We start from the raw sequence: 13,078 nt of genomic DNA, 5'->3' as shown, positions 1-13,078 counted from the left end.
CGCCCGCTCAGCCGCCGCTGCGTCCGGATGCCGGCAACGGCTGCGGCAGCACCCGCGGCAGCTCGCTCGCATCACGCGCGCGGTCGAGCAGATCCTGTTCCCGGGCACGGTCGCGATCGCGTTGCGCCTGCTCGGCCTGGTCGAGCTGCCGCTGGGCGCGTGCATCCTTCGCCGCCGGAAGCTTCGCGTTGTCCGACACGCTCTGGCGGAGCTGCTGCTGCAGCTGGCTCTTCTGCAACTCGTCGCGTACCTGCTGCTGTTGGGCGTCCTGCTGGAAGCGCACGCTCGGCGGCACCGGACGGATCACTGGCTGCGCGCCGGACTGCTGCCAGGCGCAGGCGGCGCCGAACGGGGCCAGCGCCAGCGCGCCGACGAGCAACGTGCGCCGCAGCGGGAAATGTCCAACGATACGTGTAATGGTCATGGCGGTGCGCGATCATGCGATGGCTTGAATCCATCGTAAGGTCCCCTGCATGAAAATCCTGTTTCGCCTGCTGCTGTGTTCGCTGGCAGCATTCAGCTTCGGCTGCGCCACGCAGCGCCCGGCCCTGCCCGCCACTGCCGCCGCGACGCCGACCGGCCAACCCGTCCCGCTGCTGCTGATCTCGATCGATGGCTACCGCCCCGACTACCTGCAGCGCGGGCTCAGCCCGACCCTGGCGATGCTGGCGCAAGGCGGCGTGCAGGCCACCTCGATGCAGCCGGCGTTTCCGTCGCTGACGTTCCCGAACCACTACACCCTGATCACCGGCCTCACCCCGGACCATCACGGCGTGGTCAACAACACGATGTTCGACCCGCAGCTGGGCAAGTTCTCGCTGAGCAGCCGCCACGCAATCAGCGACGGCCGCTGGTGGGCCGGTGGCACGCCGATCTGGGAGACCGCGGACCAGCACGGTCTGCGCACCGGCATCATGTTCTGGCCCGGCTCGGAGGCGGACATCCACGGCCATCGGCCGGATTACTGGAAGCCGTTCGACGGCAACGTCACACCCGACCAGCGGGTGGACCAGGTGCTGGCCTGGCTGGACCTTCCGGCCGCCGAGCGCCCCGGCTTCCTCACCCTGTACTTCGACGCGGTCGATCACGCCGGCCATCTCTACGGACCGGACACGGCGCAGGTGAACGCGGCGCTGCGCGAGACCGACACCGCGCTGGCGCGGCTGGTCGCGGGACTGCAACAGCGCGGCCTGTTCGACCGGATCAACCTGATCGTGCTGTCCGACCACGGCATGGCCGGCGTGCCGGAGGCGAACAGCGTGCTGATCGACCAGCTGGTCCCGCTCGACCGGGTGCACACGGTCAGCCTGGGCATCCTGGCCGGTTTCAACCCGGCGTCGGACAGCGCCGCGGCGCGCGCCGATTTCGCGCAGATCGAACGGACCCTGGAGCAGCCACAGCCGCACATGCAGTGCTGGGACAAGACCCGCGTGCCGGCGCGGCTGGCCTACGGCAGCAACCCGCGCGTGCCGCAGCTGCTGTGCCTGGCGAACGTGCACTGGCGCATCACCACCAGCGAGCACGCGGCGAAACGCAAGGGCCGGCTGAGCCTGGGCGAGCACGGCTACGACAATGCCGAGCCGCTGATGCAGGCGCTGTTCGTGGCGCACGGCCCCGCGTTCCGCGTCGGCGCGCAGCTGCCGGCGTTCCCGAACGTGGACGTCTACCCGCTGATGACCCACCTGCTCGGCCTGCCCGCCGCCGCGAACGACGGCGACTACGACGCGGTGAAGGGCATGCTGAAGCCCGCCGCGCAATAAATCCCTGCAGGAACGCACCCTGTGCGCGATGGCTCGGGGGCTTGATCAAAGCCAGCAGCATTCGCGCACAGGGGCGCGCTTACCCCATCGCGCCCTTGCTCATCGGCGTGGGCGGCGTGGCCACGTCGGCCAGCGGCGGCAGGCGGAACAGCGCCAGCGCGATCGCGAGGCCGGCCAGCACCAGCAGGCCGACGAACAGCGCCACCCCGCTCCAGCCGAACGACGCGTAGAACAGCCCGCCGCTGGCGCCGGCGATGCTCGAACCCATGTAGTAGCAGAACAGATACACCGACGCGGCCTGCGCCTTCGCCGCACCGGCGCGGCGGCCGACCCAGCTGCTGACGATGGAGTGGCCGCCGAAGAAGCCGAACGTGATCGCCACGATGCCGAGCATGACCAGCGGCAGCGGCCGCGCCATGCTCAACGCCACGCCGGCCAGCATCAGCGCGAACGCCGTCCACAACACCTTGCGCCGGCCGCGCTTGCCGGCCAGGTGGCCCATCCACGCGGAGCTGAACGTGCCGATCAGGTAGATGGCGAAGATCGACCCGACCACCGCCTGGCTCAGCTTGTACGGCGGCGCCATCAGCCGGTAGCCGAGGTAGTTGTAGACGGTGACGAACGCGCCGAGCAGCAGGAAGCCCTCGACGAACAGCCACGGCAGGCCGCGGTCGCGGAACATGCCGGCGAAGCGCCCCGCCAGCGTGCGCCAGCGCAGCGGCTGCGCCATGAAATGCCGCGACGGCGGCAGCGCGCGCCAGAATACCAGCCCGGCCAGCACGCCGATCACGCCGACCACCGCCACGCCGATGCGCCAGCCGAAGAAGTCCGCCAGCACGCCGGAAATCAGCCGCCCGCCCATGCCGCCGACCGCGCTGCCACTGATGTATAGGCCCATGCCCAGGCCGATCGAGTCGGCGTCCATCTCCTCGCCGAGATAGGTCATCGCCACTGCCGGCAGCCCGCTCAGGGTCAGCCCGAGCAGCGTGCGCACCACCAGCAGCGCGGTCCAGTCCGGCATCGCCGCGGTCACCAGCACCAGCAGCGCCGAAGCCAGCAGCGAGGCCACCATCACCGGCTTGCGCCCCCACGCGTCGGAGACGCCGCCGGCGAACAGCATCGCGAACGCGAGCACGCCGGTGGTCAGCGACAACGACAAGGCCGCCGCCGCCTCGCTCACCGCGTAGTGGCGACTGAACTCCGGCATCAGCGGCTGCACGCAGTACAGCAGCCCGAAGGTGGCGAAGCCGGCGGCGAACAGCGCGAGGTTGGTGCGCCGGAACGCGGGCGTGCCGTGGTGGACAAGCCCGTCTGCAGAATCGGTCATCGGCTCGCATCAATCCGGGGGAGCAGAGGCGCTCCCGTCCGCGGCGAGTGTAGCTCGCGCCGAAATGCCCGCCATCCGTGACCGGCGCCGCTCAGAGCCTGCCCCGGACTTGATCCGGGGGCGAGCGGGGCCGGATGCCGCGGGCGAAGAACGCCACAATCAGGCCGAACAGCAGCATCGCCAGCAGGTTCTCGACGAGGGAGAGTGCGCTGAAATGCGGCTTCGCCGCCGCGGACAGCGGCACCACCACGTACTCCATCACCACGAACACCACCACACCATAAAGCAGGCCGGCCGCGATCCAGCGCCGGCCCAGCCAGGCCATCCGCCCGGCGGCGAACACGAAGATCGCCGCAATCAGCAGCGACATCGCCCACTGCAGCAGCAAGCCCAGCGCCGCGACCGGCAAGCCGCCCTGGAACGCGGCGCGACCGAGCAGGCCGCTGGCGATCGCGCGCAGGATGATGGGCGGATCGACCCGGTTGATCAGCGCCGCGGCAAGAATGTCGAGCGAGCCGGCGACGAAACCGCCGTAAAGGACGGCAAGCCTTGGCGAAGGACGGATGTCTGTCGGCATGGGTTTCTCTGCAGGCGGTCCGGAACGTTCCGGGATACGCCGTCGCCACGATGCCTGCACGTGCCGGCAGTCATGTCCTTCAGGCACTGCGGTCGCCGCGCAACGCGCGCACTTCCTCGTCATGCCCGGCCGCACCGCGCCCGCTGACCCAGCCGAACAGCGCGATGCCGACGATGATCGCCAGCGCGCCGAACGCGGCGTAGCCGTGCGGCCACGCCTCGCCGAGGAACAGCACGCCGAGCAGCGTGGCGAACAGCAGCTCGGCCGCCTGCATCGCCTCCACCGCGGCCAGCGCGGTCGGCTCGCGGCGCACCATGTCGGTGGCGCGGAAGAACAGGATGGTGGCGATGGTGCCCGACGACAGTGCCACGCCGCCGGCCAGCAGCGCCTCGCGCAGCGTCGGCGGGCCGACCGCGAACCACGCGACCAGCGCGAACGCCAGCCACAGCGGCCAGCTGCACAGCGTCATGCCGACCACCCGCTGCACCGCGTTGAGCCGGCTGTCGCAATGCTCCAGGTGCAGCAGCAGCTGGCGGTTGCCCAGCGGATAGGCAAAGGCGGACAGCACCACCGCGCCGATCGCCAGCCAGTCGCCGGCGTGCAATTGCCCCTGCGCATGGCCCCATTGCAGCGCGAACACGCCGGCCACGATCAGCGCGCCGAGCGCCAGCGTGTGCCACGCCAGCCGGCGCCGTTCGTCGCGATAGATCAGCGGCGCCAGCAGCGGCCCGGCCAGCACGGTGGTCTGGAAACTGCCGGCGACCAGCCACGACGGCCCGCTGCTGGCCGCCCAGGTCAGCGGCACGCCGAACAGCACGAAGCCCACGCTGCTCCACAGCAGCCACGGCCGCGCATGCCGGCGCAGTTCGCGCGGCAATTCGCCCAGCCCGCCTTGCAGCGGCAGCACCACGGCCAGCAGCGGCAACGTGATCAGGTAGCGCAGGATCACCGCCCACGCCCAATGCCCGCCGCCAGCGACCAGGCTGCGGTTGAGCACGTAGGTGAGCGTGAAGAACAGCGCCGAGCACAGCGCCAGTCCCACCGCGGCAAGGGCATTCGTACGCATGCGGTGCCATCGGGCCAAACGTCGAGTGTGGCAAATCGCGCCGCGCCTGCGAAGCACCCGGGCACGGCAACGGTGGAGTGCATGCGAAACGCCCGCCGTTACAGGCGGGCGTTCCGGTCAACCGATGGCGGACGAAAGGCCGCTCAGTTCCAGCGGCCGTTGCTGCCGCCGAGGCTGTAGCGGCCGGCGCCGAGCAGCATGATCGCCAATGCGGTGCCGAGGAACATGCCCTGCAGTTCCAGCGCCCAGCCGCCGGTGTCGGCCAGCGTGGCGAGCTGGCCCATGTGCACCAGCCCGATCGCCACCAGCATGTTGATCACGATGATCAGCCCGCCGACCCGGCTCCACCACCCGGCCAGCAGCAGCAGCGGCGCCAGCACCTCGCCGACATACACGCCGTAGGCCAGCATCGACGGCAGGCCGGCGCCGGTGACCACGCCGATGATGTAGCCCGGCCCGTGGATCAGCTTGGACACGCCATGGAACAGGATCAACCCACCCAACACGACACGAAGCACCAACTTGCCCAGATCCGCAGAACTTTGCATGGGACTCTCCCCCGGTGGTTTTCGGAAAACCGTCGTCGACGGCACGCAACGCGCACACAGGCTAAACCGATTGCCCGACCGCCGCACGGGCCGCTCCCCGCGAACGGCGCCCGCGCCTTCACGGCGAGGCGGCCAGCGGGCGCACGCGCAAGCCGTCGGCGATGCGGTCGTCCGGATAGGCGACCACCCGTTCGCCCTGGCGCAGACCCGCCACGATCTCCGTCGCGCCATCGCCCTGCATCCCCGGGGTGACCGCCGTCAGCCGCGCGCGGCCGCCGGCCACGCGGTACACCGCCCAGCGCCGGCCGTCGCGGAACAGCGCGCTGGACGGCACCTGCAGCACGTCGGGGCGACGCCCCACCTCGAACTCCACCTCGACCCGGTAGCCGTCGCCCAGCGGCTCCCACTGCGCGCGCGGCGCGGTGATGTCCAGCCACACCAGGGTGCGTTGTTCCTCCACACCCAGCGCCGAGACCTTGGTGAAACCGCCCGGCTCGATCCGCGTCACCCGCGCCGGCAGCGCGCCTTCGCCGCCCCAGCGCAGGATCCGCGCCGGCGAACCCGGCCGCAGCGCGATCGCCTGCTGCGACAGCGCCTGCACCATCACCTCGAGCTGGCGCAGGTCGCCCAGTTCCAGCAGCGACTGCCCGGCCTGCACCGGCGCCGCGCTTTCCTGGAAACGATGCAGGACCACGCCGTCGATCGGCGCCCGCAGCTCGACCACCTGCCCGCCGCTGCGGCCCTGGCCGAGCAGCAGCGCCGCCAGTGCCGCGCGCTGCTGCTCGGCGGCGCGGCGCTCGGCCTGCGCCGCCGCGGCCGCCGCGCGCGCGCGGGCCAGCCGTGCCTCGACTTCGTCGAGCGCGGCCACGCTCACCACGCCGGACGCGCCGAGCGCGCGCATGCGGCCAGCGTCGCGCGCGGCCAGGTCGGCATCGGCCTGGGCGGCCGCCAACCGTTGCTGCGCGGCCTGCATCGAGGCCTGCGCGGCCTGCTCCTCGGCCAGCAGGCGGGTGCGGTTGGCCGGGTCCAGCAGGGCACCCTGCAGCGGCTCGATCACCGCCACCAGCTGCCCGGCCTTCACCGCGTCGCCTTGCAGCAGGTCGATCCGCCGCAGCGTGCCGGCGATCGGCGCCGTCAGCACCCAGCGCCGCGGCAACTGCGTGCGGCCCTCTTCCTCGAACCGCTGCACCAGCGGGCCGCGCGTGACCGCCACCACGTCGAGTGGCCGCGGCGCGGACTGCAGTGCCCACCACGCCGCGGCAACGACGGCGGCGACCGCGACGGCGGCAACGATCCAGCGGCGGTGCTTCACACTCATCAGGCAGTCCTCACTCGCGGGTCTTCAATACGGCGATCAGGTCCAGCCGCGCGATGCGCCGGTGCACCAGCAGCGCGGAGACCACGCTGGCGCCGAGCACCATCAGCCCGGCGAACGCGTAGGTGGCGGTGGTCAGCCGGATCGGGATGCGGAACAGCTCGGACTGGAAGCCCTGCACCATCACCCAGCACAGGCCCCAGCCCGCGGCGAAGCCGAACGGCAGCGAGATCGCCACCAGCAGGCCGAGCTGCCCCAGCAGCAGCGCGCTCACCTCGCCCTCGGTCATGCCCAGCACGCGCAGGCTGGCCAGTTCGCGGCCGCGTTCGGACAGGCTGATCCGCGCCGCGTTGTAGACCAGTCCGAAATTGATCACCCCGCCGAGCAGGGCGGCCACCCAGGTGAACACCAGCAGGCTCTCGCCCATGGTGGCGTAGAAGCTGCGCACCGACGCCAGCCGCGAGCTGATGCCGGCCACCCACGGGCGGCGATCCAGTCGCGTGTAGACGTCCGCTTCGGCACCGGGCAGCACGCCGAGCAGCACGCCGGAAACCACGTCGCCGTCGCCGAGCAGCCGGTTCAGTGCGTCCAGATCCATGTAGCCCTGCGCCCCGATCGTCTCGTGCACGAAGCCGGCCACGCGCACCTCGCGCACGTGGCGGTGCCCCTGCAGGGCCTGCACCTCGATCGTGTCGCCAGGCTCAAGCGCCAGCATGCGCTGCAGGTAGTCGGTCAGCAGCACGCCATCGGCCGGCGGCGTCACCGCGCCCAGCCGGGCATCCAGCGGCCGGCGCAGGCGCGCCGCCGGCGGCAGCCCCTCGATCACCGTGCGATAGCTGCGCAGGCCATGGACCAGCCGCACCGGCGCCGTCCGGATCGGCTCGGCCTCGCGCACGCCGGGCAGCGCGGCCAGCTCGAACAGCACCCGCCGCGGCGCCGCTTCGATGAAGGTCACCGCCAGGTCATGGTGCTGCGCGAGGCTGAGCTGGGTGTCGACCATGTAGCCGACCGCATCGCCCTGGAAGCGGCCGACCATGATCACCGCACAGGCCAGCGCCAGCCCGAGCACGGTGAACGCGGCGCGGCCGGGGCGGCGCTCCAGGTCGCGCAGGATCATCCGCGCCGGCTGCGACAACCAGCGCTGCAGGCCCAGCCGCTCGACCAGCGTGGGGCCGAAGCGCGGCGGCGCCGGGGCGCGCATCGCCTCGGCCGGCGGCAGGCTGGCAGCCGCACGCAGCGCCATCAGCGCACCGGCCGCGGCGGCGGCCAGGCTGACCGCGGCACCGGTGGCGATCGCCCCGGCGCTGAGCCGATAGGCGAGGAACGGAAACCGGTAGATGCCCTGGTAGACGTGCGCCAGCCAGCTGCCCAGGGCGGCGCCCAGCGCGATGCCCAGGCCCGCGCCCAGCAGCGCGATCACCGCGGCCATGCCCAGGTAGTGCGCCGCCAGCGCGCGATGCCCGTAGCCGAACGCCTTGAGCACGCCGATCTGCTCGCGCTGGGTGCCGATCAGGCGCATCAGCACCACGTGCAGCAGGAACGCGGCCACGCCCAGGAAGATCGCCGGGAACAGCCGCGCCATGGTCCGCAGCTGGCGCATTTCCTCTTCCAGGTAGCGCGCCGAGGTCTGTTCGTGGCGGCCGTAGGCGCCGACGCCGCCGTAGCGCGCCAGCGCGGCGTCCAGCCCGACGATCACCGCGGCGGGCCGTGCCGCCGGCAGCAGGCGCAGCACCACGTTGTTGAACGCGCCATCCATGTCCAGCGCCCTTTCCATCGCGTGGCGGTTCATCCACAGCACGGCATAGCGCTTGAAGTCGGGAAAGACCGCACCCGGCGGACTCTGGTAGACGTACTCCGGCGAGGTGCCCACACCGACCACGCGCAGCCAGCGCTGGCGACCGCGCAGGGTCAGCCGCAGGCGGTCGCCGACACGCAAGGCGTGCGCCGCGGCGAACGCCTCGCCCACCACCACCTCGTTGTCGAGCTCCGGAGCCGGCAGGCGGCCGCTGCGCAGCTGCACCCGGTTGAGCAGCGGCTGGCCACCCTGCAGCGGCAACGACACCACCTCGGCGCGCACCGGCTCGTCGAAACCGGGCACACCCAGCGTGCCCAGTGCCAGCAGCCGCGCCTGCACGGTCTGCACGCCGGGCAGCGCCGCCAGGTGTGCCAGCAGGGTGTCCGGCGCACGCGCCAGCGGCGCCCACAGGTCGGCCAGCGCGCCTTGCCGGTAGAACTGCTCGCGCGTCGCGGTGAGCGATTCGTAGGTGGACTGCGACATCACCAGCGTGGCGACGCCGCTGGCGATCACCAGCGCGATCGCCAGCGCCTGCCCGCGCAGGTGCCACAGGTCGCGCCATGCCTTGCGCGTCAGCGCGCTCACCAGCGCAGCTCCTTCGCCGGCGTGCGCTGCGCCGGGCGCTCCTCGCGCACGACACGGCCGTCGCCCAGGTACAGCACGCGATGCGCCATGCGCGCGATGTCCGCGTTGTGGGTGATCACCACCGTCGTGGTGCCGAGTTCCGCATTGACCCGTTCCAGCGCCTCCAGCACCCGCACGCCGGTGGCCGAATCGAGCGCGCCGGTGGGCTCGTCGCACAGCAGCACCGCCGGCCGCTTGGCGATCGCGCGGGCGATCGCCACCCGCTGCTGCTGGCCACCGGACAGCTGCGCCGGGAAGTGGTCCATGCGGTCGGCCAGGTCCACCCGCGCCAGCGCCTCCTCCGGCGTCATCGGCTGCTCGGCGATCTCGGTGACGATCGCCACGTTCTCGCGTGCGGTGAGGCTGGGAATCAGGTTGTAGAACTGGAACACGAAGCCGACGTGTTCGCGGCGAAAGCGGGTGAGCTCGCGCTCCGTGGCGCCGGTAAGGTGATGCCCCTCGTACCAGACCTCGCCAGCGGTGGGCGCGTCGAGCCCGCCCAGGATGTTCAGCAGGGTCGACTTGCCGCTGCCCGAGGGCCCCAGCAGCACCACGAACTCGCCGCGGAACAGGTCCAGGTCGATCCCGCGCAGGGCATGCACCTCGACCTCGCCCATGCGATAGGTCTTGGTCAGGCCGCTGGCACGGAACACCGCCTCCCCGACCGGCAACGGCGCGACCACAGCCATGCATGCACTCCGCCCGGCAACCGCCCGAAGGCGGCGATGGCGTTCAGGCTAACCGCGGCGCGCGTGCCGGTTCATGACTTCAGGCAACTTCGAGCGAGTCGACCACGCGCCGATAACGCTGCGCGATGCGTTCCTCGTCGCGATGGCGGAAGTCGCGCACCTGCCAGCGCCCGCCGACCATCACGTCGCGCACCAGCGGCGTGTTGCCGGCGAACAGGAAGCTGTCCAGCAGCGAGCGGGCGTCGCGCGCGGCGAGCAGCGGCGAGGCGTCGTCCAGCACGATCAGGTCGGCGCGCGCGCCGTCGCGCAGTTCACCCACCGGCCGACCCGCGGCCTGGGCACCACCACGCAGCGCGGCGCGCCACAGCGTCTCGCCCACGCTGTCGCCCGGCTGCCGCGCGCCGATGTTGCGGTGGCGGGTGGCCAGGCGCTGGCCGTATTCCAGCCAGCGCAGTTCCTCCACCGGCGAGATCGAGATGTGCGAGTCCGAGCCGATGCCGAGCGTACCGCCGGCATCGAGGTAGTCGGCCAGTGGGAACAGGCCGTCGCCCAGGTTCGCCTCGGTGGTCGGGCACAGCCCGGCCACCGCGCCGCTGCGCGCCAGCTGCGTGGTTTCCGCCGCCGTGAGGTGGGTGGCATGCACCAGGCACCAGCGCGCGTCGACCGCGGCGTGCTCGAACAGCCATTCCACCGGCCGCGCGCCGCGGGTGGCCAGGCAGTCCTGCACTTCGCCGACCTGCTCGGCGATGTGCAGGTGGATCGGCCCGCTGGCCGCCAGCTCGCTGGCCAGCACTTCGCGCAGCGCGGACTCCGGCACCGCGCGCAGCGAATGCAGCGCGATGCCCACGCACACCTCGTCGTTCTGCTGCCGGCGCAGCGTCTCCAGCAGGCGCAGCCAGGCATCAACGGCATGGCCGAAACGGCGCTGGCGCGCACTCAGCGCACGGCCGTCGAAGCCGCCGCTGAGGTACAGCACTGGCAGCAGGGTCAGGCCGATGCCGGCCTCGCGTGCGGCCTCGATCAGCGCCAGCGACATCGCCTCGGGCCGGGCGTACGGCGTGCCGTCCGGCTGGTGGTGCAGGTAGTGGAACTCGCAGACGCTGGTGTAGCCGGCCCTGAGCATCTCGACGTAAAGCTGGGCGGCGATCGCCTTGAGTTCATCCGGGCCGATCGTGGCGGCGAACGCGTACATCGTTTCGCGCCAGCTCCAGAAGCTGTCCTCGGCCTTGCCGCGCCGCTCGGCCAACCCCGCCATCGCGCGCTGGAACGCGTGCGAATGCAGGTTCGGCATGCCCGGCAGCACCCAGCGGCCGAGCGCTTCGGCGGCCGCGCCGGTCGGTGCCAGCAGGCGTCCATCGGCGGACACGCCCAGCGCCGCATCGGCCTGCCAGCCATGCGCGCGCCATAGCTGGCCGGCCTTGAAGTGGGCAACGGCAGTGCTGTCATTCATGGATCGGCTCCGGTACGCGATGCTGCGCAGTGTAACCGCCTCCGTGAAATCCCCTTCACCCGCGTTTGCCGCCGGCCTGGGCATGATCGGGCGATGATCCGCAAGACCAGCGAGAACGCCCCAAAACTGCAGCTGCGCCTGGCCACCCCGGCCGACGTGCCGGCCCTGGTCCTGCTGACCGCGCGCATCTACACGCCCGAGTGGGGCCACTCCGCCGAGATGCTGCGCTCGCAGCAGACGCACTTCCCGGAAGGCCAGTTCGTGGTCGAGTACGAAGGCGTGATCGTGGGCTACTGCGCGACCTTCCGCATCGACGAGGCCACCGCGCTCAGCACCCACACCTGGATGCAGATCACCGGCGGCGGCATGGGCTCGCGCCACAAGCCGGACGGCAACTGGCTGTACGGCATGGAAGTGGTGGTGCACCCGGACTACCGCGGCATGCGCATCGGCCAGCGGCTGTACCAGGCGCGCAAGCGCCTGTGCATGGACCTCAAGCTGCGCGGCATCGTGTTCGGCGGGCGCATCCCCGGGCTGGCGCGGAACATCCAGCGCTACGGCAGCGCCGAGGCCTACGTGCAGGCCGTGGTGGAAGGCAGGCGCCGCGACCAGACGCTGAGCTTCCAGCTGTCCAACGATTTCGAAGTAATCGGCGTGTTGCGCGCCTACGTGCCATCCGACCACGAGTCGCTGGGCTACGCCGTGCATCTGGTCTGGCGCAACCCGCAACTGCTCGACCAGCCCGACATCCCGCCGATCACCTCGGCCCGGCTGCTGCCCGATTCGGTGCGGGTGGCCTCGGTGCAATACCAGCAGCGGCGAATCGCTTCGTTCGAGGAGTTCGCCACCCAGGTCGAATACTTCACCGACATCGCCGCCGACTACAGCGCCGACTTCGTCACTTTCCCCGAGCTGATCACGCTGCAGCTGCTGTCGATCGAGAACACCGAGCTGTCGCCGGTGGAATCGATCCGCAAGCTCAGCCACTACACGCCACAGGTGAAGGAACTGTTCGGCCGGCTGGCGGTGCACTACAACATCAACATCATCGCCGGCACCCACCCCACCGAGCAGGCCAACGGCGACATCCACAACGTCTGCTACGTGTGCCTGCGCGACGGCTCGCTGCATGAGCGCGAGAAGCTGCACCCCACGCCGAGCGAGCGCAACGTGTGGAACATCACTGGCGGCGACAGCGCGGCCACCGTGCAGACCGACTGCGGCCCGATCGGCGTGATGATCTGCTACGACGCGGAGTTCCCCGAGGTGGCGCGCTACCTGGTCGACCAAGGTGCGCTGATCCTGTTCGTGCCGTTCTGCACCGACGTGCGCGAAGGCTACCTGCGCGTGCGCTACTGCGCGCAGGCGCGGGCGATCGAGAACCAGTGCTATGTGGTGCTGTCCGGCAACGTGGGCAACCTGCCGGGGGTGAACAACTTCGACATCCAGTATGGCCAGAGCTGCATCCTCACGCCGAGCGACTTCCCGTTCGCGCGCGACGGCATCGCCGCCGATTCCACCCCGAACATCGAGACCGTGCTGTTCGCCGACCTGCGCCTGGAAAGCCTGGCTCGCGCGCGCAACGCCGGCGCGGTGACCAACCTCAAGGACCGCCGCTTCGACCTGTATGAGACGCGCTGGCGGCCGCGCTGACGCGGCCGTGGTGGCTGCAGGGACATACCCTGCGCGCGATGCTCTTGCTCTTGTCGCATTCAAAGCGACGAGCTTTCGTTCACGAGCACCTGTAGGAGCGCACTTGTGCGCGATGCTTTTGCTGCATTCATGGCGATGAGTTTTAGAGCGAAGAGCTTTCGGCTGCCGCAGGCGCACGAAAGCTCCTCGCTCTGAATGCAGCAAGAGCATCGCCCGCGAGCGGGCTCCTACAGGTGGATACGCGGTCTGCGATAATTGCGCCACGGCCGCAGGC

General features: G+C 71.0%; 11 protein-coding genes. 2 read left to right on the top strand and 9 right to left on the bottom strand.

The features are described from left to right. Nucleotides 1-7: 7 nt before the first annotated feature. Nucleotides 8-424 carry a hypothetical protein gene (locus tag RHOOR92_RS0100695; RefSeq protein WP_027489306.1) on the bottom strand — a complete coding sequence of 139 codons (417 nt, stop codon included), beginning with the start codon at nucleotides 422-424 and terminating at the stop codon, nucleotides 8-10. A gap of 49 nt (nucleotides 425-473) precedes the next feature. On the opposite strand from RHOOR92_RS0100695, the gene RHOOR92_RS0100690 reads away from it, so the two are divergent. Next, nucleotides 474-1,760, top strand: coding sequence for an ectonucleotide pyrophosphatase/phosphodiesterase (locus RHOOR92_RS0100690; protein WP_027489305.1), 1,287 nt, complete (start codon nucleotides 474-476; stop codon nucleotides 1,758-1,760). Between the two features lie 79 nt (nucleotides 1,761-1,839). On the opposite strand, the gene RHOOR92_RS0100685 is transcribed toward RHOOR92_RS0100690, so the two are convergent. The 8 genes from RHOOR92_RS0100685 to RHOOR92_RS0100650 all read right to left on the bottom strand — a co-directional run bounded on the left by RHOOR92_RS0100685 (nucleotide 1,840) and on the right by RHOOR92_RS0100650 (nucleotide 11,151). Continuing rightward, the gene (locus tag RHOOR92_RS0100685) at nucleotides 1,840-3,087 is read right to left on the bottom strand and encodes an MFS transporter (RefSeq protein WP_027489304.1); all 1,248 of its coding nucleotides are present in this window, start codon (nucleotides 3,085-3,087) and stop codon (nucleotides 1,840-1,842) included. A 91-nt stretch (nucleotides 3,088-3,178) separates the two neighbouring features. After that, on the bottom strand, nucleotides 3,179-3,664 hold the full coding sequence (locus tag RHOOR92_RS0100680) for a hypothetical protein (RefSeq protein ID WP_027484289.1): 486 nt from the start codon (nucleotides 3,662-3,664) through the stop codon (nucleotides 3,179-3,181). Nucleotides 3,665-3,743: 79 nt separating this feature from the next. Beyond that, nucleotides 3,744-4,730: a multidrug resistance efflux transporter family protein gene (locus RHOOR92_RS0100675; protein WP_027484288.1), complete on the bottom strand. Its 987-nt coding sequence runs from the start codon at nucleotides 4,728-4,730 to the stop codon at nucleotides 3,744-3,746. 143 nt (nucleotides 4,731-4,873) lie between these two features. Further along, nucleotides 4,874-5,278 carry a DoxX family protein gene (locus RHOOR92_RS0100670; RefSeq protein ID WP_007511037.1) on the bottom strand — a complete coding sequence of 135 codons (405 nt, stop codon included), beginning with the start codon at nucleotides 5,276-5,278 and terminating at the stop codon, nucleotides 4,874-4,876. 118 nt (nucleotides 5,279-5,396) lie between these two features. Next, entirely contained in the window at nucleotides 5,397-6,596 is a 1,200-nt protein-coding gene (locus RHOOR92_RS0100665) for an efflux RND transporter periplasmic adaptor subunit (RefSeq protein ID WP_027489303.1), read from the bottom strand. 10 nt (nucleotides 6,597-6,606) lie between these two features. Then, nucleotides 6,607-8,973 carry an FtsX-like permease family protein gene (locus RHOOR92_RS0100660; protein ID WP_027489302.1) on the bottom strand — a complete coding sequence of 789 codons (2,367 nt, stop codon included), beginning with the start codon at nucleotides 8,971-8,973 and terminating at the stop codon, nucleotides 6,607-6,609. Next, nucleotides 8,970-9,701, bottom strand: coding sequence for an ABC transporter ATP-binding protein (locus tag RHOOR92_RS0100655; protein WP_037114624.1), 732 nt, complete (start codon nucleotides 9,699-9,701; stop codon nucleotides 8,970-8,972). The genes RHOOR92_RS0100660 and RHOOR92_RS0100655 overlap by 4 nt, the downstream gene beginning before the upstream one ends. 79 nt (nucleotides 9,702-9,780) lie before the next feature. Further along, a complete protein-coding gene (locus tag RHOOR92_RS0100650; protein ID WP_007514891.1) occupies nucleotides 9,781-11,151 on the bottom strand; it encodes a formimidoylglutamate deiminase in 1,371 nt (456 codons plus the stop codon). 93 nt (nucleotides 11,152-11,244) lie between these two features. Here RHOOR92_RS0100650 and RHOOR92_RS0100645 point away from each other — a divergent pair, with 93 nt between their 5' ends. Further along, on the top strand, nucleotides 11,245-12,804 hold the full coding sequence (locus RHOOR92_RS0100645) for a bifunctional GNAT family N-acetyltransferase/carbon-nitrogen hydrolase family protein (protein WP_007514892.1): 1,560 nt from the start codon (nucleotides 11,245-11,247) through the stop codon (nucleotides 12,802-12,804). Nucleotides 12,805-13,078: the final 274 nt, after the last annotated feature.

It is taken from the genome of Rhodanobacter sp. OR92, from assembly GCF_000427545.1.
GTDB lineage: Bacteria > Pseudomonadota > Gammaproteobacteria > Xanthomonadales > Rhodanobacteraceae > Rhodanobacter > Rhodanobacter denitrificans.
Note: the sequence above shows the minus strand (reverse complement) of the source record. Positions and strands in the feature narration are given on the sequence as shown.